The organism is Bifidobacterium choerinum, from assembly GCF_000741135.1.
Classification (GTDB): domain Bacteria; phylum Actinomycetota; class Actinomycetes; order Actinomycetales; family Bifidobacteriaceae; genus Bifidobacterium; species Bifidobacterium choerinum.
This window is the reverse complement of the sequence record NZ_JGYU01000002.1, coordinates 187,654-206,728: the sequence shown is the minus strand read 5'-3', so window position 1 is coordinate 206,728 and position 19,075 is coordinate 187,654. Positions and strand designations below refer to the sequence as shown.

21 protein-coding genes and 1 tRNA gene are annotated in these 19,075 nt (G+C 64.7%); 11 read left to right on the top strand and 11 right to left on the bottom strand.

Annotated features, from left to right (window positions below; translation table 11 throughout):
* The 5 genes from BCHO_RS01905 to fbaA all read right to left on the bottom strand — a co-directional run bounded on the left by BCHO_RS01905 (nt 1) and on the right by fbaA (nt 5,433).
* Nucleotides 1–1,425 (bottom strand): branched-chain amino acid ABC transporter permease, encoded by a 1,425-nt coding sequence (locus tag BCHO_RS01905; protein WP_024541481.1) that lies wholly within the window; start codon nt 1,423–1,425, stop codon nt 1–3.
* A gap of 195 nt (nt 1,426–1,620) precedes the next feature.
* A complete protein-coding gene (locus BCHO_RS01900) occupies nt 1,621–1,995 on the bottom strand; it encodes a fluoride efflux transporter FluC (protein ID WP_024541482.1) in 375 nt (124 codons plus the stop codon).
* Nucleotides 1,995–2,798, bottom strand: coding sequence for a fluoride efflux transporter FluC (locus BCHO_RS01895; RefSeq protein ID WP_081708001.1), 804 nt, complete (start codon nt 2,796–2,798; stop codon nt 1,995–1,997). Before BCHO_RS01895 ends, BCHO_RS01900 begins: the two co-directional genes overlap by 1 nt.
* Before the next feature lie 156 nt (nt 2,799–2,954).
* On the bottom strand, nt 2,955–4,241 hold the full coding sequence (locus BCHO_RS01890; protein ID WP_024541484.1) for an adenylosuccinate synthase: 1,287 nt from the start codon (nt 4,239–4,241) through the stop codon (nt 2,955–2,957).
* Between the two features lie 127 nt (nt 4,242–4,368).
* Nucleotides 4,369–5,433 carry a class II fructose-bisphosphate aldolase gene (fbaA, locus tag BCHO_RS01885; RefSeq protein WP_024541485.1) on the bottom strand — a complete coding sequence of 355 codons (1,065 nt, stop codon included), beginning with the start codon at nt 5,431–5,433 and terminating at the stop codon, nt 4,369–4,371.
* Between the two features lie 132 nt (nt 5,434–5,565).
* Here fbaA and BCHO_RS01880 point away from each other — a divergent pair, with 132 nt between their 5' ends.
* The gene (locus tag BCHO_RS01880) at nt 5,566–6,867 is read left to right on the top strand and encodes a polysaccharide deacetylase family protein (RefSeq protein WP_232513869.1); all 1,302 of its coding nucleotides are present in this window, start codon (nt 5,566–5,568) and stop codon (nt 6,865–6,867) included.
* A 3-nt stretch (nt 6,868–6,870) separates the two neighbouring features.
* On the opposite strand, the gene BCHO_RS01875 is transcribed toward BCHO_RS01880, so the two are convergent.
* Nucleotides 6,871–7,749, bottom strand: coding sequence for a LysR family transcriptional regulator (locus BCHO_RS01875; RefSeq protein WP_024541487.1), 879 nt, complete (start codon nt 7,747–7,749; stop codon nt 6,871–6,873).
* Between the two features lie 204 nt (nt 7,750–7,953).
* Here BCHO_RS01875 and BCHO_RS01870 point away from each other — a divergent pair, with 204 nt between their 5' ends.
* From BCHO_RS01870 to BCHO_RS09495, 5 genes are all read left to right on the top strand, one after another.
* On the top strand, nt 7,954–8,997 hold the full coding sequence (locus tag BCHO_RS01870) for a zinc-dependent alcohol dehydrogenase family protein (RefSeq protein WP_024541488.1): 1,044 nt from the start codon (nt 7,954–7,956) through the stop codon (nt 8,995–8,997).
* Between the two features lie 62 nt (nt 8,998–9,059).
* Nucleotides 9,060–9,884, top strand: a complete 825-nt coding sequence (locus BCHO_RS01865) for an SDR family oxidoreductase (protein ID WP_024541489.1) — start codon at nt 9,060–9,062, stop codon at nt 9,882–9,884.
* A gap of 54 nt (nt 9,885–9,938) precedes the next feature.
* Entirely contained in the window at nt 9,939–10,415 is a 477-nt protein-coding gene (locus BCHO_RS01860) for a flavodoxin (RefSeq protein WP_024541490.1), read from the top strand.
* Nucleotides 10,416–10,571: 156 nt separating this feature from the next.
* Nucleotides 10,572–10,958 (top strand): hypothetical protein, encoded by a 387-nt coding sequence (locus BCHO_RS01855; RefSeq protein ID WP_024541491.1) that lies wholly within the window; start codon nt 10,572–10,574, stop codon nt 10,956–10,958.
* Nucleotides 10,959–11,062: 104 nt separating this feature from the next.
* A complete protein-coding gene (locus tag BCHO_RS09495) occupies nt 11,063–11,779 on the top strand; it encodes a DUF4234 domain-containing protein (RefSeq protein WP_237743012.1) in 717 nt (238 codons plus the stop codon).
* Here the strand turns inward: BCHO_RS09495 and BCHO_RS01845 are convergent.
* Nucleotides 11,761–12,678: a LysR family transcriptional regulator gene (locus BCHO_RS01845; RefSeq protein WP_024541493.1), complete on the bottom strand. Its 918-nt coding sequence runs from the start codon at nt 12,676–12,678 to the stop codon at nt 11,761–11,763. The two genes, BCHO_RS09495 and BCHO_RS01845, sit on opposite strands and share 19 nt — an antisense overlap.
* Before the next feature lie 167 nt (nt 12,679–12,845).
* Here BCHO_RS01845 and BCHO_RS01840 point away from each other — a divergent pair, with 167 nt between their 5' ends.
* The 4 genes from BCHO_RS01840 to BCHO_RS01825 all read left to right on the top strand — a co-directional run bounded on the left by BCHO_RS01840 (nt 12,846) and on the right by BCHO_RS01825 (nt 15,934).
* Entirely contained in the window at nt 12,846–13,832 is a 987-nt protein-coding gene (locus BCHO_RS01840; RefSeq protein WP_024541494.1) for an alpha/beta hydrolase, read from the top strand.
* Nucleotides 13,833–14,027: 195 nt separating this feature from the next.
* Entirely contained in the window at nt 14,028–14,471 is a 444-nt protein-coding gene (locus tag BCHO_RS01835) for a cupin domain-containing protein (RefSeq protein WP_024541495.1), read from the top strand.
* 129 nt (nt 14,472–14,600) lie between these two features.
* Nucleotides 14,601–15,338 carry a carboxymuconolactone decarboxylase family protein gene (locus BCHO_RS01830; protein WP_024541496.1) on the top strand — a complete coding sequence of 246 codons (738 nt, stop codon included), beginning with the start codon at nt 14,601–14,603 and terminating at the stop codon, nt 15,336–15,338.
* A 113-nt stretch (nt 15,339–15,451) separates the two neighbouring features.
* Complete coding sequence (locus BCHO_RS01825) at nt 15,452–15,934, top strand: methylated-DNA--[protein]-cysteine S-methyltransferase (protein WP_024541497.1); 483 nt, start codon at nt 15,452–15,454, stop codon at nt 15,932–15,934.
* Nucleotides 15,935–15,937: 3 nt separating this feature from the next.
* Here the strand turns inward: BCHO_RS01825 and BCHO_RS01820 are convergent, their stop codons facing one another.
* The gene (locus tag BCHO_RS01820; RefSeq protein ID WP_024541498.1) at nt 15,938–16,180 is read right to left on the bottom strand and encodes a DUF4241 domain-containing protein; all 243 of its coding nucleotides are present in this window, start codon (nt 16,178–16,180) and stop codon (nt 15,938–15,940) included.
* 25 nt (nt 16,181–16,205) lie between these two features.
* Here BCHO_RS01820 and BCHO_RS09490 point away from each other — a divergent pair, with 25 nt between their 5' ends.
* The gene (locus tag BCHO_RS09490) at nt 16,206–16,454 is read left to right on the top strand and encodes a type II toxin-antitoxin system antitoxin, RelB/DinJ family (protein ID WP_237743023.1); all 249 of its coding nucleotides are present in this window, start codon (nt 16,206–16,208) and stop codon (nt 16,452–16,454) included.
* A 104-nt stretch (nt 16,455–16,558) separates the two neighbouring features.
* On the opposite strand, the gene BCHO_RS01815 is transcribed toward BCHO_RS09490, so the two are convergent.
* The 3 genes from BCHO_RS01815 to BCHO_RS01805 form a co-directional block, all read right to left on the bottom strand.
* Nucleotides 16,559–17,767 (bottom strand): MFS transporter, encoded by a 1,209-nt coding sequence (locus BCHO_RS01815; RefSeq protein ID WP_024541500.1) that lies wholly within the window; start codon nt 17,765–17,767, stop codon nt 16,559–16,561.
* Nucleotides 17,768–17,903: 136 nt separating this feature from the next.
* Nucleotides 17,904–18,638: an SOS response-associated peptidase family protein gene (locus tag BCHO_RS01810; protein ID WP_237743011.1), complete on the bottom strand. Its 735-nt coding sequence runs from the start codon at nt 18,636–18,638 to the stop codon at nt 17,904–17,906.
* Between the two features lie 328 nt (nt 18,639–18,966).
* Nucleotides 18,967–19,037, bottom strand: a tRNA-Gly gene (locus BCHO_RS01805).
* Between the last annotated feature and the right edge of the window lie 38 nt (nt 19,038–19,075).

Genomic DNA, 19,075 nt, shown 5'->3' with positions numbered 1-19,075 from the left:
TCACCCAATCCTATTGCGCTTGCCGAAGATGCCCTGCGGTCGCACGAGCAGGACGAGGATGAGGATCGCGAGCGCGCTCGCGTAGCGCATATCGCTCGGGATGACGAGCGTGCTCAGATCCGCTACGATGCCGATGACGAGCGCGCCGACGAGCGCGCCGTTCGCCGTGCCGAGGCCGCCGAGCGTCACCGCGGCGAACATCAGCATCAGCAATGTGACGCCGGTGTTCCACGCGATGCCGTTGAGGTAGATGCCAAGCAACACGCCGGAAAGCGCCGCGAGCGCGCAGGAAAGCGTCCAGACGATGCGCACGACGGAATCGACGTTGATGCCGGATGCCGCCGCGAGCGCCGCGTTGTCGGAGACGGCGCGCGTCGCGCGGCCCAGCCGCGTGCAGTAGAGGAAAACGGTCACGCCGACGATCGTCACCAATGCGATGCCCGCGCAGATGAGCGCCGGCGCGCTTGTCGAGACCGGACCGAGCTGGATGCCTTCCGGCACCGATTTGACGATGCTCTTGATGTCACCGCCGAAGAAGAACTGGAACAGGTACTGCAGCGCCATCGACAGGCCGATGGTGACGATCATCTGCTGCATCGTGCCGACTCGTTTATGCCTGAGCGGCCCCCAGATGAGCCGGTCCTGCACCAGTCCGGTGAGCGCGCCGATGAGGACGGCGAAGATGGCCGAGGGCACAATCGCCATATGCAGCATCTGCGTGCCGACGTACGCCATCAGGCCTCCGAGCGTCACCTGCTCACCGTGGGAGAAGGAGCTCAGGCCAGTCGTGCCGTAGACGAGGTTCATGCCGACCGACATGAGGCCGAGCAGCAGTCCGAAGATGATGCCCGAGTACAGCTGCTGGCAGAATCGCGTCCAGGTGACCGATGACCTCGAGGGTTCGTAGGCCGCGGCGTTGGCGCCTGCGGGCATCGTCCTCTTCGCATCCGACGCCGTGCCGCTCGGTTTGGACGCGTTGCCCGACGCCGGCGCCTTGTCGAAACGAACGACGCCGCGCTGCTGCGAAAATGATTTCTTGACGATCTCGACGCTTGCGTGGTCAGCCGCGAATCCGTACCGTTTCGCGACGTCCTGCGGAATCGTGACGACGTATTTGCCGTCATCGGCGACCTTGAACGCCCATGTACCGTCATCCGCCGTCGTCGTCTCCCCGGTCTCGGCGCCGCTGAGCATCACCTTGACGCCGGCGATCGGCTCTTTATCCGCGCTCTGCAGGATGCCGTTGACACAGCCGAATTCGGCGGTCGGAACACAGCTGCCGACCGCTCCGGCCGCCACGGCCCGCGGCGCGCACATGCAACACCAGAGACAGGCGACGGCGACGACTGCCACGACACACAGGACATGCCGCCATCTCGTCCATCGGCGCCTCCGCTCAGGAATGAATCGATATATGGATGCCATGCGCACCCCCTCTCTCGTGATGCCCATGAACGTAGCGCCGCTGACGACATACGGACATTACCGACGCATTTCTGGTCGGTAACCATAGGAGCGAGGTGGTTCACATGAAGAAAACAAGCCGTGGTATCACGCGCGCAAGGACCATATGCGGACGGAGGGTATCACGTCCGGAACAATCGGCGGAACAGGTAACGGTCAACGCCCCATCACGCCGACCCACCAGCCGAGGACGACCATCAGGAACGGAACGACGACGGTGATGACGAAGTAGCCGAGCGCCATCGCGATGCGCCGCGTCTTCGCAAGCGAGACCATCTCGTTGATCGCGGTCGAGAATGTCGAGAAACCGCCGAGGAAACCGGCGACGAACAGCAGATACGTGAAGTAGTTGACGGTCTGGTAGTGGTAGGCAGCCGCGGCGATGCCGGCGAAGAAGGCCGCCGCGATATTGATGATGAACGTGGACAGCGGGAAGATGCGGTTCCACCAGCGCTGGATCGACGTATTGAGCACGAAACGGGCGACGGCGCCAAGGCCGCCGCAGACGCAGACGAGCAGGAACTCCCCCATCACTTCACCTCCCCGGTCAGCGGATCGGCATGGACGACCGGAATCTCGTCGGTCTTCGGATTGGGATCGTCATACGGCATCGCATCGACCGGCACGTCCTCGGTGGGCACGCGCACGCCGATCGCCGGCTTCGGCTGTTCCTGACGGCGCAGCGCATCGGCCACGGCGAGGCTCGCCGCCCGCACCGAAGTGAGCCTGAGACCGAGCCACGAGCCGAACCAGGCGACGACGATGCCGGCGAGGAATGTGATCACCGTGTACAGGATGAAGCTCAGATAGCCGCTGTTGTGCAACGCCGTGATGTCCTCGACCATCATCGCCGACAACGTCGAGAAACCGCCGCACATGCCCATGCCGACGCCACGGCTTGCGAGCTGCCGCACACGTTTGCGCAACCAGATCGCCTGCGACATATAGGACGTGAGCAGCGCGAAAAGGAAGCAGGCGATCATGTTCGCGATGAAGGTGGCCGGATGGAAGGCCATCCATAGCGGGGAATCGGAACCCGGATACGGCAGCGCGAGCCACAGCCCGTACCGCAGCGCCGTGCCGACGCAGCCGCCGAGGAACACGACGAGATAGATCATGCCGTCGGCAAGCGGGTTGAATCGCGCCTGCATGCGCTTCATCGGCGCCAACGGGACGCTCGGTGGCTTGCGTGCGGCGGCGGCCCCGGTCGGATGCGGTTGCATCAGCTCCTTGCGAAGGTCGCCGGTGTCGTCGGACACGGCGCCCGGCTCTGCGCCATCCGACGCCGGCCGCCGTCCTGATTGGTCGTGTCGTGTGTCGTGTAGCGTGTTCATACGAAAATCACCGCCTCAATACGGCTTTGGGTTTCGGCGTGTGCTGACATGATAACCCGTGAAACATGGAAAGGCGCCGGGTCGGTCCTCGTGATGGACGACCCGGCGCCCGTCGGCCGATGGCATCGATGTTCGGAATCGATGCACCCGGCCGCTTCAGTCGATGAGCGAATGGATCTGGATGATGTGGTCGCGCTGCGGCCCGGTGCCGATCACCGAGATGCGGCAGTTGGACAGCTCTTCGAGCCGCTTCACATAGGCCTGGCAGTTCGCGGGCAGGTCCTCGAAGCGGTGCACCTGCGCAATGTCCTCGGTCCAGCCCGGCATCGTCTCGTAGATCGGCTTCGCGGCGGCGAACGCGACCTGATCGGCCGGCATGTCGTCATAGCGCACACCGTCCACGTCGTAGGCGACGCAGATCGGGATCTCCTTGAGACCGGTGAGCACATCGAGCTTCGTCAGCACGATGTCGGTCAGGCCGTTCACCTGCGTCGCATAGCGGTTGACGACGGCGTCGAACCAGCCGCAGCGGCGCGGACGTCCGGTCGTCACGCCGTACTCATGGCCCTGGGCGCGCAGCCAATCGCCCCATTCGTCGAACAGTTCGGTCGGGAACGGACCTTCGCCGACGCGCGTCACATACGCCTTCGAAACGCCGATGACGCGATCGATCTTCGTCGGGCCGACGCCGGTGCCGGTGCACGCGCCGCCCGCCGTCGGATTCGATGATGTGACGAAGGGATAGGTGCCGTGGTCGATGTCGAGCATCGTCGCCTGTCCGCCTTCGAACAATACGGTCTTGCCGTCATCGAGCGCCTGGTTGAGCACGAGCGACGTGTTCGCCACGTACGGCTTGAGTCGTTCGCCGAGCTTGAGCAGCTCCTCGACGGTCGCGTCGACATCCACCGGGCGGCGGTTGTACAGTTTGACGAGCATCTGGTTCTTCTGGCGCAGCGCGTTCTCGACCTTGTCGCGCAGATGCTCCTCGCTGAAGAGGTCGGCCACGCGGATGCCGATGCGATTGATCTTGTCCGCATACGCCGGGCCGATGCCGCGGCCGGTCGTGCCGATCTTCTTCTTGCCGGCGAAACGTTCGGTGACCTTGTCGATCATGCGGTGGTACGGGGCGATGACGTTCGCCGATTCGCTCACGAGCAGGCGCGAGCAGTCGATGCCGCGGCTCTTGAGGCCGTCGATCTCCTCGAACAGCACCTCCGGATCGACGACGACGCCATTGCCGATGACCGGCGTCGTCTTCGGGCTGATGATGCCGGACGGCAGCAGGTGCAGCGCATACGATTCATCCCCAACGACGACGGTGTGGCCCGCGTTGTTGCCGCCGTTGAAACGCGCTACGTAATCGACCTTCGTTCCGATCAGATCGGTCGCCTTGCCTTTTCCTTCGTCGCCCCACTGGGCTCCGATCAAGACGATTCCTGGCATGCTCCACCTCCGCTGGTTCTCCGGATCCGCCGAGGACAGATTACAGTAGCCCCTCTACGCGGGCCTCGCAGCCCACGTAGAGGAACTCCCTCAACACGGGTTCCCCGGCGGTCGCGCCGGCGCCGCGCTACTTGAGCGCGCGCCCGGCCGAGCCGAGCTGCCGGCACGCCTCGACGACGCGCGCCGCCATCGACGCCTCGGCCTCCTTGCCCCACGACCGCGGGTCGTACATCTTCTTGTTGCCGACCTCGCCGTCCACTTTGAGCACTTCGTCGTAATGCCGGAACATGTGGTCGGCGATTGCGCGCGTGAACGCGTATTGCGTATCGGTGTCGATGTTCATCTTGACGACGCCGTACGAAACGGCTTCGGCGATCTCCTGCGGCGTCGAGCCGGAGCCGCCGTGGAACACGAGCGCGAAGGGCTTGCCGTCGGCGACGTTCGCGTCGAGCGGCACGCCGAGCTCGCCGTTCGTCGCGCGCTCCCACACGCCGTGCTGGATCTGCTGCAGCAGTTCCGGGCGCAGCTTGACGACGCCCGGTTTGTATGCGCCGTGCACGTTGCCGAAGGTGAAGGCGGCCATGTAGCGGCCGCGGTCACCCAAGCCGAGCGCACGCGCGACGGCGACGCCGTCCTCGACGCTCGAATACAGCTTCTCGTTGATCTCGGCGCGGTGGCCGTCCTCCTCACCGCCGACGGCGCCGATCTCGATCTCGAGCACCGTGTGCGCACGCACCGACTTGTCAAGCAGCTCGCGCGCGATCTCGAGGTTCTCGGCGAGCGGCACCGTCGACCCGTCCCACATATGCGATTGGAACATCGGTTCACGGCCGTGCGCGACCTCGTCGATCTCGATGTCGAGCAGCGGACGCACCCATTCGTCGAGATACTGTTTGGCGCAGTGGTCGGTGTGCAGCGCGACGGTGATGTTCGGGTACTTCCTCGCGACCTCGTGCGCGAAGGCGGCGAAGGCGAGCGAACCGGTGACGCGGTCGAGCACGCGCTGGCCGGAGAAATAGGCGGCGCCGCCCACCGACACCTGGATGATGCCGTCCGATTCCGCTTCGGCGAGCCCCTGCAGCGCGGCGTTGAGCGTCTGCGAGCTGGTGACATTGATCGCAGGGTACGCGTAGCCACCCTGCCGCGCGGCGTCGAGCATCTGCGCGTAACGTTCCGGAGTTGCGATAGTCATGTCCTCCATCTTATGGCGTGCGGGCGCGCGCGATGCCACAGCCGTCCGCGAAACGTCCGATGCTAAGCTGGGCTGCAGCACAGGGCGGCCCGAGCGGCCGCGATCGGCGGTGCACGGGGAAGGTGGTATACGGTGGCGCAAGACACGAACGGGAACATCGGCGGAGACGGATACGACGAGGATCTGCAGTCGTTGGACATCGACGACGACGTCGAGGAAATCGATTTCCATGGCAGCGCGAAGCCGCCGAGGCGGGCGCGCGGGACGATGGGCGCGGCGGCGGCCGCCGTCGTCACCGTGCTCGTCGCGCTCGTCGTCGTCGCGCTCGGTGTCGGCGGCTGGTGGATGTGGCGGCATCATTGGCGCACCGTCGACGTGAGCGTCGACGGCGAGACGGTGTCGGCGCGCGCCGATACGACGATCGCGCATCTGCTCGCCGACCATGACGACTTCGGACGCACGCGCGGCCGACTGCTGTCGCTCAAGGGCAAGGTGCTCGACAAGGACGGCGGCGAGCCGGTCGCCGTCAGCATCAACGGCGCTCCCGTGCCGGTCGCCGACTACGGCACGGCGACGATCGCCGACGCCGAGACGATGACGGTCACGCCCGGCAAGGACGTCACCGAGGCGCATACGAGCGAGACGCGCACAAAGCGATACGGCACCGACATCAATCTCAACAACGGCCCGATCCAGGTCGTCACGCAGCAGGGCGAGGACGGCCGGGAGGAGGTCTGGATCGGCAAGCGCTCGAAGGAGGAGGTCGTCCACAAGGAGATCAAGCCGGCGAAGAAGCTCACCGTGCAGTCCTTCGCGCCGCAGCCGGCCGGCAAAAAGGTCATCGCGCTCACCTTCGACGACGGTCCGAGCCAGTACACCGGGCCGATCCTCGACATCCTCAAGCAGAAGAAGGTGAAGGCCACGTTCTTCGACCTCGGCGAGGACGCGCTCACCTATCCGAAACTCGAACAGCGGATGGTCAACGAAGGCCATCAGGTGGCGTCGCACAGCGTCAGCCATCCGTACATGCCGGACATGTCGCGCGACGACCTGCGCAAGGAGATCCTCACGAGTTTCGCCGATCTCGAGCAGGCGAGCGGCACGAAGACGCGCGTGCTGCGCGCGCCCTACGGCGCCTTCGGCGTGCAGCAGTGGAAGGACACGGCGGACATCGTCGACATGAACGTGCTGTGGAGCATCGACACGCTCGACTGGAAGCGCCCCGGCAAGAAGGCGATCCACGACGAGGTGCTCAAGAACGCGTACAACGGCGCGATCGCGCTGATGCACGATGGCGGTGGCGACCGCACGCAGGACATCGAGGCGCTCCCCGGCATCATCGACGACCTCAAGAAGCAGGGCTACTCCTTCGTCACGATCGACGAGCTGTGCGAGATGGGCGGCGTGCCGAAGCCGGCGCAGGGCAAGGAGTAGATCTCACAGCACGATCGCGCGCAGCTGACGCAGGAAGGCCTGCGAGGCGCGCGACAGTTCGCGGTCCTTGCGCCAGACGATGCTCACATGGATGCGCAGCTCCGGCTCAAGCGGTTTCCAGACGAGCCGCGAGTCGTCGCCCTCCCCGATGAGATGATCGAGCGTCAGGATGTAGCCGAAGCCCTCACGCACGAAGCAGGACGCGTTGAACGGCAGGTTCATCGTACCGACGATGTTGAGCGGCGTCGGCGACGCGTACCATCCGGACAGGTCGCGCCGTTCGAACGTGCCGGAGGAGACGATGAGCGGCATATCCTTGAGCAGTTCGTTCGTGACGCCGTCGCAATCGGCAAGCGGATCGTCGGCGCGCATGCCGACGCCGAGCCGATCCTGCCCGGGCAGCGCGAGATGGTCGAAGCGCGTCATGTCGGTCGGCTGGACGACGACGGCGAAGTCGGCGAGGCCGTTGTTGAGCCGTTCGACGTTGTTCGGTCCGTTGTCGTCGTGCAGATCGAAGCTCACATGCGGATACAGCAGCCGCGTCTGCGCGGCGGCGCGCCCGACGTAGTCCATCGCCGAAGTCTGCGCGGCCGTGATGTGCACGATGCCGTCGACCTCGTCGTGCATATGCACTTCGGCGCGGGCACGGTCGGCGAGTTCGATGATCTGCCGCGCGCGCCGGTAGAACACCCGTCCTTCCTTCGTCAGCGTGATCGTGCGGCCGCGGTTGCCGCGTTCGAACAGGCGCACGCCGAGATCGCCTTCGAGCTCCTTCATTTGCCGCGACAGCGCCGGCTGGCTCATGCGCAGCGCGTCGGCGGCCGCGGAGATGCCCTCCTCCTGTACGACGGCGACGAAATGCCGCAGCAGACGAATATCCATGGTCGTGCCTCCAATCGTCTTATATTCTTTTCCTGCATATAATTATATCTGAGTTCTGTATTTGTAATAGATTTCATGTTCCTCTACCGTGGATGGCAACAAACCGGTTCGATGCCGATTGCGGGCGCCGGGCCGACCGAAGCGACGACGATGGAGGCGCAGATGACCACTACGACCGATACGAACAGCGATACGACGGCGACGATGAAAGCGGCCGTGTTCGTGGAGCCCGAGCATATGGAGGTGCGCGATGTGCCACGGCCGAAGATCGAAAAGCCGACCGACGCGATCGTGCGCGTCCTCAAGGCCTGTGTGTGCGGATCCGACCTGTGGTGGTTCCGCGGCATCAACGAACGCGAGCACGGCTCGCTCGTCGGCCATGAGGCGATCGGCATCGTCGACGAGGTCGGCTCCGGCGTGCACGACATGAAGCCCGGCGACTTCGTCATCGTCCCCTTCACACACGCCTGCAGCCACTGCGTCGCCTGTGAGAAGGGCTACGACGGCAACTGCTCCAACATGGAGCCCGGCGGCAACGCCGGCTATCAGGCCGAGTATCTGCGCGCGACGTGGGCGGACACGGCGCTCGTCAAAATCCCAGGATCGCCCGCCGATTACAGCGACGAGCGGATCGCGTCGCTGCTGGCGCTTTCCGACGTGATGGCGACCGGCTACCACGCCGCATGGAGCGCGCGCATCGAGCCCGGCGACACCGTCGTCGTCTACGGCGCCGGCGCGGTCGGCCTGTGCGCCGTCATCGGCGCGAAGCTGCTCAGCGCAGGACGCATCATCGCGATGAGCCGCCACGAGGACCGCGCGAAGCTCGCCCGCGAGTTCGGCGCGACCGACATCGTGCCCGAGCGCGGCGACGAGGCGGTCGCACGTATCATGGAGATGACGAACGGCGCCGGCGCCGACCGCGTCCTCGAATGCGTCGGCTCCGAGCAGAGCATCGAATCGGCGCTGCGCAGCGGACGCCCGGGCGCCTATGTGAGCCGCGTCGGCATGCCGCATACGAGCAACATCGACGTCAATGCGCCGTTCTGGCGCAACGTCACGCTCACCGGCGGCATCGCGTCGGTCGCGACGCATGACAAGTCGACGCTGCTCAAGGCCGTGCTCGACGGCCGCATCGACCCGGGCAAGGTCTTCACGGCGCGCTTCGACCTCGACCATGTGCAGGATGCCTACAAGGCGATGGACGAACGCCGCGCGATCAAGTCGATGATCGACATCGCCGAGGCGTGAGCGCGGACGACCGTGTTCACGGCGGCGGCAGGACGACAAGGGACGAAAGGATTGGCGATCATATGAGACCGACCCATGTGCTGTTCGTCGGCGCGAGCGGCAGCGTCGGGCGCTACGCGGTGCGCGAAGGCGTCACGCAGGGATATCGGGTGCGCGCACTCGTGCGCGACAAGTCGCACGAGTGCTTCGGACCGAACGTCGAGATCTGCGAAGGCGATCTCAAAAACGCCGGCGATATGCGTCGCGCGCTCGACGGCATCGACGGCATCGTGTTCACGATGGGCGCGAACGGCGGCCCGACACTGAACGAGGACGTCGACCACGGCGCCGTGAAGAACGCGCTCGACGCGCTCGACGGATGCAGGGCGCGCATCGCGCTGATGACGGCGATCGGACTCGCGGCGGACATGGACACCGAATACAACCGCACGACGCAGGCCCACGACTGGAAGCGCCGCAGCGAGCGCCTCGTGCGCGCCTCCGGCAACGAATACACGATCGTGCGCCCCGGCTGGTTCGACATGGAGGGCGACGACGAGCACCATATCCGCTTCCAGCAGGACCAGCGGCATGTCTGCACGGGGCCGGACGACAGCGCGATCGCGCGCCGTCAGATCGCGCAGACGCTCGTCGCCGCGCTCGGATGCGAGGAAGCGAACCGGAAGACCTTCAACCTCGTCGACGAACTCGGCCAGCCGCAAAGCGACGCCGAACTCGTCCCGATGTTCGCGGCGCTCGAAGCCGATCCGCAGGACGGTTCGCTCGACGGCTACGACGATCCGGACAACTTCCCGCTGCACGCGCAGCCGAAACGCGTCCGCGAGGAGCTCGAACACGTCGAGGCGATGGCGCATGCAGCCGAAACGACGGCGCACGCACGGCACTGAACGCGGACGAACATCATCATCGCATCATCAAGACATCTTCAGAAAGGAATTGACATGACGAACAAACTGGTTGTCTACATCACCGGAACCGGCAACACGCGCCGCGTCGCCGAGCATCTCGCCGACGCGATCGGCGCGGACCTGCGCGAGATCGTCCCCGATCAGCCGTTCACCGACGCCGACCTGGACTGGACGAACCCGAACAGCCGCAGCTCGAAGCAGCATGCGGACCGTTCAATGCGCCCCGCCCTCGCCGAAGATCCGTCGATCGACGGCTACGACGAGATCTTCCTCGGCTACCCGCTGTGGTGGGACACGGCGCCGCGCGAGGTGCGCACATGGCTCGAGGCGCATGACTTCGCCGGCAAGAAGCTCACGACCTTCGCGACGTCGTCGTCGAGCACACGCGGCGCGCTCGGCGAACAGCTGCACGATTCGGCGCCCGACGCGCAGTGGATCGACGGCCGCCGATTCGACGTGGACGCAAGCGAGGACGAACTGCGCGTCTGGGCGCAGTCGCTCGGCATGTGAGCGTCGCGGACATCGTCTGCATCTCGCAGCACTGCGCAATCCCGACATCGTCGCGTTCCAGCGGCAGCACATCAGACTCCGCATGCGATCGCGGCGCGTAGTATGGGACGGACACGACGATGACCAGACGACCATGACGCAGAACGGAGACGACGGATGACGGGGACGGATCGGCACGACGACGAAGGACGGATCAGGAACATGCGCCCGAAGGCGGCATTGGCCGCCATCGCCGCGCTCGTCGTCATCGGCTACATCCTTGTCATGCCGGTGCTGCTGTCGTCCTTCGACGGCGCGCCGAACGACATGATCGGCGCATGGCTCGACCGATCGACGATGAACGTGTGGCTGCTCGTCGCGGTCACGATCATTGGTCTCGGCTGCTGGATCGGCGCCGCCGCCCTCGAAAAGCGATACCGTCCACAAGGTCGGATGGCCGGATGGAGATCGCTCATCCGACCGGTCGTGACGGTCGTGACCGGGTTATGTGGTTTCTGCGTCTGTTTCTCGCTGCCGATGCTGTGCCTGCTGCATCTGGGATGACATCCGCCGTCTGCGCCCCGTTTGCGTACAGGCGGCATCGGCGCCTACACTCAAAGCGGACCCATGTACTGCCGCATGGGCAGTATTGAGGAAGAGGACCCGTCATGACCGACAGCAACATGCATCCGCAGATCCCGACCCCGGCGCTGCCGCCGCGTCCGGGCACGTCCGGCGCGACGCCTGCGCCGACCTACCCGGGCATGTCCAGCGGGGCGCCGCAGCCGCAGCAGACCTATCCGACCTATCCATCGCAGCCGTCGCCGTCATCACAGCCTTATGCGGAACCGGCGAACAATGCGACGCCGGCGACGCACTATGCCGATGCAAACATCCCGCCATCGACGCCGGCCGGCGGCGCGCCGATGCCGAACGGATACGGACCGCAGCAGCCGATTCCGGTGACCGTCGTCCAACAGGTGCCGGCATACAAGCTCAAGACGAACCGCAGCCTGCTCAAGTACATCCTGCTCGGCCTCATCACGTTCGGCATCTACGACATCGTCGTCATGTACGACGTGACCGAAGCGACGAACATGGTCGCCACACCACATGACGGCCGCAAATCGATGAACTACCTATTGATGTTCTTCCTGTTCGGATGGTTGTCGCTCGGCATCGCGTGGCTCGTCTGGTACAGCAACCTGTCGGATCGCATCGGCAACGAGCTGCAGCGCCGCGGCATGCCTCGTGAAGTGAGCATGGCCGATTTCTGGCTGTGGTGCATCCTTGGCTCGCTGATCATCGTCGGCCCGTTCATCTATCTGTACAAGCTGCTCAAGGCCACGAACATGATGTGCGAGGACTACAACGCGCGCGGCTGAGCCGTATATGCCTCGGACGGCGGCGCGGGCGAGGTCTCGCGCAACTGCCGCAGGAAACGCTCGGCGATCGGGCTGAGCGGCCGGTTGCGCCGCCAGGTCAGATACAGTTTCGTGTCGAGCTCCGGCCGCAACGGGCGGAACACGAGTCCCGACCCCTCGCTGGTATCGACGATCCGGTCGAAGGTGAGCAGCACGCCAAGGCCTTCGCGCGCGAAGACGGCCGCGTTGTAGGCAAGGCCGAAGGTCGCCTCGAGCCGCAGATCGGGCATGCGCGACCCGGCCCAGCGCGCGATATCGTGCTTCCATCCCTGCTGCGAGCAGAACAGCGGCTCACCGACGAGATCGTCGATGCCGATGCTCTCGCGTGCCGCCAATCGATGGCCGTCCGGGACGATGACGCCCCAGCGATCGACGTCCGGGAACGCCAATGCGTCGCACTTCGTGCGGTCGGGGTCCTGCGCGAGCACCGCGAAATCGAGCGTACCCTGGTCGAGGTGCTCGAGCACTTGCGCGGAGACGCCGCTTTCGACGTGGTAGCGCAGATTGATGCACCGTTCGCGCAGCCGTTTGATCTGCTGTGCGAGATACCGGATCTGATACGACTCCGCGAGTCCGAAATACAGTGTGCCGCCGGTGACGTTGCCGAGCGACGCGAACTCGTCCTCGATGCGGTCCGCCATGCCGACGAGGTCGCGCGCGCGTTCGCGCAGCACCTGCCCTTCCTTCGTCAACGTCAGCCCGAAGCTGCGGCGCACGAACAGCTTCGTGCCGAGCTCATGCTCGAGCGACCGGATGAGCTTCGACAGCGACGGCTGCGACATGTGCAGGTTGGCCGCGGCGCGCGTCATGTTCTCTTCGCGCGAAACCTCGAGGAATGCGCGCAATGCTCGAATCTCCATCGGCTTCCCTTCGCAACGTTATTCTTTAATTAAATAATGATTATAGCAAATAACCATTTGCGTTATAACGCGATGCTGCCGATACTGACAATCACAAGACATCACCATGACGCGCAAGCCACACGCCATCGCACATGACGCGCGGCCCTTCACGAAGGAGATCACCGATGACGACACTGGAGCTGACGCCGGTCTGGGACAAGGTATTCCCGCAGAGCGACAAGGTCGAGCACAGCAAGATCACGTTCCACAACCGCTACGGCATCGAACTGGCCGCCGATGTCTACGAGCCGGAGCGCACACCGGCGAACGGCAAGTTCAAGACGATCGCCGTCTGCGGCCCCTTCGGCGCCGTCAAGGAGCAAGCCAGCGGCCTGTACGCGCAGACGCTCGCCGAACGCGGCTTCCTCACGATCGCGTTCGACCCGTCGTTCACCGGCGAATCGGACGGCTCGCCGCGCGCCGTCGCCTCGCCGGGCATCAACACCGAGGACTTCTCGGCCGCCGTTGACTATCTCGCGAACCGTCGCGACGTCGACCCAGAGGGCATCGGCATCCTCGGCATCTGCGGCTTCGGCGGCATGGCGCTCAACGCGGGCGCGAACGATCCGCGCATCAAGGCGACCGTGGCAAGCACGATGTACGACATGAGCCGCGTCACCGCGAACGGTTACTTCGACGCCGACGATTCGCCGCCCAAGCGCAACGCGACGCGCGCGCAGCTGGCCAAGCAGCGCACCGAGGACTACGCGAACGGCGACTATGCGCGCGCCGGCGGCGTCGTCGACCCGCTGCCCGACGACGCACCGCAGTTCGTCAGGGACTACCACGCCTACTACAAGACGCCGCGCGGCTACCACGCTCGTTCGGTGAACTCGAACGCCGGCTGGGACATGACCTCCGCGCTGTCGTTCATGAACATGCCGCCGCTGAGCTACATCGACGAGATCGAGAACCCGGTGCTGCTCGCCCACGGCGAGAAGGCCCATTCGCCGTACTTCTCAAAAACCGCCTATGACAAGCTCGAGCATGGCGTGAACCCGGCGAACAAGAAGCTGCTGATCATTCCGGGCGCGAACCACACCGATCTGTATGACAATCTCAACGCAATTCCGTTCAACGCGATCGGGCAGTTCTTCGACCGCAACCTGTGATCGGACGCCCTCGGACGTGATGGCATGCATCTGCATCCGCACAGCCGAACATATGCACAACAATCATGCATCGTATGCAGTTTTACGATTTGCTGCATATGAAAATCAGTCCCATACTATGCCCTAGCAACGCACGGACGCGACGACGCAAAACAGCGCCGGCCGCCGCGCAATGGCAACCATGGAGGCACAATCATGAACAACTATCCGGTTCCGGTCGGCGTGCCGACCGCATACGCACAGTCGCTGATGCTCCCGGTGGGCGCACCGAACGACGCCTATGCGCAGTACTTCACCGGCAGGAGCTGGCTCGCACCGATCTCCGGTGAACAGGTGCGCATGGCCAACGTCACCTTCGACCCCGGCTGCATCAACCATTGGCACATCCACCACGCCACGAAGGGCGGCGGCCAGATGCTCATCTGCGTCGGCGGACGCGGCTACGCGCAGATCGAAGGCCAGGAGCCGATCGCGATGACGCCGGGCACCGTCGTGCACATCCCGGCGAACACGAAGCACTGGCACGGCGCCGCACCGGGCAGCTGGTTCTCGCACATCGCCATCGACGTGCCCGGTGAGGGCAAGAGCAACGAGTGGCTCGAGCCGGTCGACGAGGACGAGTACAACAAGCTCGCCTAAGCCGGCGCAATAAGACCTACCCCTGAATAATTCCCCCATCCGGCGGCTCGCGACCTCCAACGCGAGCCGCCTTTCCCCTACGTTTACCTATTTTCGTTGCCATCCGATTCTTCAAGAAACCAGGTCATCATGACGCAGCACACCACCGATCCCGACCACAATCCGAACGACGAACTCATCCGCACCGACCCGCACTTCGTCGACCGCCTGCTGCATTTCGCCGACGAGGAGGTCGCGCAAGATCCGGACACGAGGCTCGATCCCGAGACGCGGTATCTCGCGATCCTCGCGACACTGCTCGGCTGCCAGGGCACCGACGAGTTCCGCATCCAGCTGACGCGCGCGCTCGACGCCGGCCTCTCGCCGGTCGAGGCGAAGGAGGTCGTCTATCAAGCCGTCGACTACCTTGGCCTGGGACGCGTGCGCCCGTTCCTCGGCATCACGAACGATGTGCTCGAGGCGCGCGGCGTGAGCCTGCCGCTGCCCGACCAGACCACGACGACGATGGACGACCGCCTCGAGGCCGGCAACGCGAAGCAGGTGGAGCTCTTCGGCACCGGCATGGACAAGAGCTACGAACGCAGCAAGGTCAACTATTGGCTCGCCGACAACTGCTTCGGCGACTACTATACGCGCACCGGCCTGACGAACGCCCAGCGCGAGATGGTCACGTTCTGCTATCTGTCCGCCCAAGGCGGCGTCGAGCCGCAGCTATTCGCCCACGCGAAGGCGAACATCGGCCTGGGAAACGACGCCGACTTCCTGCGCAAGGTCACGCTACAGTGCCTGCCGTACATCGGCTATCCGCGTACCCTCAACACGCTGCGTATCGTCGACGAGGCCGACAAGACGCTGCGTTCCGCCTGAATCGGCGTCCCCGATTACGCAGAATCAGTGAGCGTTCGCGTCGCGACGGCGAGCATCAGCAGACCGCCTTCTATAATCAGGGCAACATACGCACCGTCAACGAGGAGGACGTCATGCAGGGATTTGCGACGTATATGGGCACCTACGGCCCCGTGAGGATCGATTGGCAGGATGATGCGGTCACCGGACTGCACATCGTCACCCATGAAGACCACGAACACGACGGCGACGGCGAGCCCACGACGCTCACCGACAGGACCTTCGACGAACTCGAACGATACTTCGCCGGCGAGCTGCGTGAGTTCACCGTGCCGATCGCGTTCACCTTCGGCACGCCGTTCCAGCGCGCCGTATGGCATGCGCTGCGGCAGATCCCGTACGGCCAGACGCGCACCTACGCGCAGATCGCGCAGGCCGTGGGACGTCCGAAGGCTGTGCGCGCGGTGGGCTCCGCGAACAACCGCAATCCGCTGCCGTTCATCGTGCCGTGCCACCGCGTCGTCGGCGCCAACGGCAACCTCGTCGGCTACGCCTACGGCGTGGAGATGAAGCGCGCGCTGCTGCTGATGGAGATGCGCGCGGTAGAAGCCGACTGACGATCATGCCTGCACCGGATAGACACCGGGCGGCACCGTCCGCATATAGGGCTGCGCATCCTCCAACTCCGTCATCGGATCACAGGCGATGATTCGGCCGGTGGGAAGATGCAAGTCCCCCAACGACAACACATCCACCGACACCGCACCGATGGTGGGTTCGGTGAAATACCGCGCGAAATCAGTGACGGCATCCAGTTGACGCCGAATGGCCTCGTATCGGTTCAACCAAGACCGATCCGGCATTGCACATCACTTCCTTGTGTTCGTCATGTCGATTGCATGGACCACCAAGGCTCATACGTCCCAAGCCCATGCCGGCATCGTAACAGATAAGGCACAAGGTCAGCGCACATCGCCCACATGCGACCTGTTCCTTCGCCAATCCATCCGCGACAACGGCATGCCGTTCAAGATCACCCGCGAGCCCGCGGAAAGCATCGAGGCACACCGTCAGGTGGATGCATATGAAGGACGGTCTTTCACCAGTTCCGAAGATCTGATGAAAAACCTGCTCTGACGACGATGAAGATCAGATCGAGGCCACGGCTTCGGCGATGGGGGCGCCGTTGGACATCATGATGATCTTGCCGTAGATGTTCGGCTTGTCGAGGACGGCGGCGCTCATTCACCCACCTCGATCTTCGCGCGCTCCATGCGGCTGTACAGCGCGAGCAGCACGACGGCGAGCGCGGCGAAGGGCACGCCGCTCAGCGCCGGATAGTGGTAGTTCATATGCGATGCGTCGAGCACGGAGCCGCCCACCATCGAGCCGACGGCGTTGCCGAAGTTGAACGCGATCTGCACGGCGGCGCCGCCGATAAGCCCCCCGCATTCGGCCATGATGAGCTGCTGCGGCGCGGAGACGAAGAACAGGCCGAAGGAGATCACAAAGGTGAGGATCGCCGTGCTCACGCGCGAGCCGGGGATCAGGAAGACGGCGAGCAGCCCCACGCAGGCGACGAGCTGGCCGAGCGCCGACGTGGCGCCCGGATTCCAGCGGTCGCAGACGCGGCCGCCGATCAGGCCGCCGACGACCATGCCGAAGCCGGCGAGCATCATCAGTGCGGAGACCGTCGTATCCGGCCATCCGCCCACATGCTGCAGCCACGGGCTGACGTAGCTCCACCAGCAGAAGATGCCCACGTTGCCGACGAAGACGGCGACGAGCACCATCCACGGCCCGGGTTTGCGCAGGAACGCGAACTGGCCGCCGAGACCGGCGTCGTCGGCGGGCGCGATGAACGGCACCCACACGCGCACGAGCACGCCGGTGACGACGGCGCAGACGGCGAGCGAGGCGAACGCGAGATGCCAGGACAGATGTTCGGCGAGCAACGTTCCGGCCGGCACGCCGAGCATGTTCGCCACCGTCTGCCCGGTGACCATCGACGCCACAGCCTGCGCCTCCCTGCCCCGCCGCGCGAGCAGCTTCGCGATGAGCGTCGCCGTGCCGAAGAACGCGCCGTGCGGGAAGCCGGCGATGAAACGCGCGACGATCATCATCGGCGCGTTGACGGCGACCGCGCTCAGCGCGTTGCCGATGAAGGCGATCGCCATGAACAGGATGATGAGCGAGCGCGGCGGGATCCTGCGCCCGAAGATCAGCAGCAATGTGCCCACGCACACGCCGATCGCGTACGCCGAGATGAAGTTGCCGGCGAAGGGGATGCTCACCTGCAGCGCCTGTGCGACCTGCGGCAGGATGCCCATCATGACGAACTCAGCCGCGCCGAACACGAAGGCGCCGGCGGCGAGCGCGAACAGGCCGAGACCGTGGCCGCCGCCGTCCGCCTTCGATCCGTTCGATGAATTGACTATCGCGTTCGCCATCTTCCCACCTCGCCTGTGCACCGCGCTTATATCGTTGCTTATATCGTTATCGATTGCGAATGTTTCACATGAAACGCCTAACAGCATAACGGAGTCCCTGACCGCGCGCCGCAGACGCCGCGGCACCCGTCGGCTGCTACCCCGCCTTGCATGCGACGAGCGGCACGGCGGAACGGTCGGCGAGACGCATGTACGCCGGCCCGAGCCACGTCGTCAGCTCGGTCGGATGCAGGATGAGCGGCATCCGTGGATGCACCGGAGCCATCGCGGCGTTCGCGCGCGTCGTGACCATCGAATACTCATCGCCGCGCCGGATGCCGCCGATGAACATGATCGGCATGTCCGGAATCGCGAACAGATACTGCTGTTTGATGACACGGCCGGTGCGTTCGCTGACACGCGTCTCGGTACCGCTCGACTCGTAGAAACGACGGCAGGCGATGACGCAGCGGTCATGTTCCATCGACGCGCGCCAGATCGGCTTGTCCGCGCTTTCGATGCGCGTGTTGAAGATCGGCTGCGGATTCCACTGCGTACCGTATCCCCACGCCAGATCCGCGCGTTCCAACGCGCCGGGCGCCAGCGCCGTGACGCCGACCGCCGTGTCGAAGGTCGGCACGATGACCGGCGACACCGCCTTCGGATACACGTCGATCAGTTGGCGCTCCCCGCGCGGTCGTTCCGACGACTGCGACGACTGCGGATAGTCGAGCTCACGCTGCTCATACTGCGGCGCGGCGGTCTCCGCGGGGCGCGACTCGGGCTCCTCCGGCGGCCGTTCGGGTCGTTCTCCGCTCAGCCGTTCGACGAGCCGATCGACTTCCTCATCCGACAATCCCAGATAATGCGCGCACATGCCTTCACCGTACATCACAACGAGCGTGCGCGACGCCGCTGTCCCCCGACAGCGTCGCCGCCCGCGCATATGCCGATGCGAACGTGTCCGACACGTAGCACACACCTGATGATCGCAATGGATGCCCTCCGCGAGCACGATGGGTGCGGTTCGCCCCCGTTGTGTTTGCAACGGACACCGTCTGCGAACATGGCCGGCGCGCGACTCCCCTCCGATGTTCGCAAACGAGGTCGCCCGCCGCCGGCTCGTCATTGGCGCACATCGATGCGCGAAGAGCGTGCAAATAGTACAGATCGATAGGGTCTCGAGGTCCAGAAACGGCCATTTTCCAACGATTTCAGAGAGCGGATGACGGGAGTCGAACCCGCCTTTAAAGCTTGGGAAGCTTTCGTTCTACCGATGAACTACATCCGCATGCGGTCGTGGCGTTCGACCGCATCAGCCACCTTACC

Coding starts and splice junctions, on each gene's coding strand:
- BCHO_RS01905 (WP_024541481.1), bottom strand. CDS start 1,425: ATGGCATCCATATATCGATTCATTCCTGAGCGGAGGCGCCGATGGACG.
- BCHO_RS01900 (WP_024541482.1), bottom strand. CDS start 1,995: ATGGGGGAGTTCCTGCTCGTCTGCGTCTGCGGCGGCCTTGGCGCCGTC.
- BCHO_RS01895 (WP_081708001.1), bottom strand. CDS start 2,798: ATGAACACGCTACACGACACACGACACGACCAATCAGGACGGCGGCCG.
- BCHO_RS01890 (WP_024541484.1), bottom strand. CDS start 4,241: ATGCCAGGAATCGTCTTGATCGGAGCCCAGTGGGGCGACGAAGGAAAA.
- fbaA (WP_024541485.1), bottom strand. CDS start 5,433: ATGACTATCGCAACTCCGGAACGTTACGCGCAGATGCTCGACGCCGCG.
- BCHO_RS01875 (WP_024541487.1), bottom strand. CDS start 7,749: ATGGATATTCGTCTGCTGCGGCATTTCGTCGCCGTCGTACAGGAGGAG.
- BCHO_RS01870 (WP_024541488.1), top strand. CDS start 7,954: ATGAAAGCGGCCGTGTTCGTGGAGCCCGAGCATATGGAGGTGCGCGAT.
- BCHO_RS01865 (WP_024541489.1), top strand. CDS start 9,060: ATGAGACCGACCCATGTGCTGTTCGTCGGCGCGAGCGGCAGCGTCGGG.
- BCHO_RS01860 (WP_024541490.1), top strand. CDS start 9,939: ATGACGAACAAACTGGTTGTCTACATCACCGGAACCGGCAACACGCGC.
- BCHO_RS01855 (WP_024541491.1), top strand. CDS start 10,572: ATGACGGGGACGGATCGGCACGACGACGAAGGACGGATCAGGAACATG.
- BCHO_RS09495 (WP_237743012.1), top strand. CDS start 11,063: ATGACCGACAGCAACATGCATCCGCAGATCCCGACCCCGGCGCTGCCG.
- BCHO_RS01845 (WP_024541493.1), bottom strand. CDS start 12,678: ATGGAGATTCGAGCATTGCGCGCATTCCTCGAGGTTTCGCGCGAAGAG.
- BCHO_RS01840 (WP_024541494.1), top strand. CDS start 12,846: ATGACGACACTGGAGCTGACGCCGGTCTGGGACAAGGTATTCCCGCAG.
- BCHO_RS01835 (WP_024541495.1), top strand. CDS start 14,028: ATGAACAACTATCCGGTTCCGGTCGGCGTGCCGACCGCATACGCACAG.
- BCHO_RS01830 (WP_024541496.1), top strand. CDS start 14,601: ATGACGCAGCACACCACCGATCCCGACCACAATCCGAACGACGAACTC.
- BCHO_RS01825 (WP_024541497.1), top strand. CDS start 15,452: ATGCAGGGATTTGCGACGTATATGGGCACCTACGGCCCCGTGAGGATC.
- BCHO_RS01820 (WP_024541498.1), bottom strand. CDS start 16,180: ATGCCGGATCGGTCTTGGTTGAACCGATACGAGGCCATTCGGCGTCAA.
- BCHO_RS09490 (WP_237743023.1), top strand. CDS start 16,206: ATGTCGATTGCATGGACCACCAAGGCTCATACGTCCCAAGCCCATGCC.
- BCHO_RS01815 (WP_024541500.1), bottom strand. CDS start 17,767: ATGGCGAACGCGATAGTCAATTCATCGAACGGATCGAAGGCGGACGGC.
- BCHO_RS01810 (WP_237743011.1), bottom strand. CDS start 18,638: ATGTACGGTGAAGGCATGTGCGCGCATTATCTGGGATTGTCGGATGAG.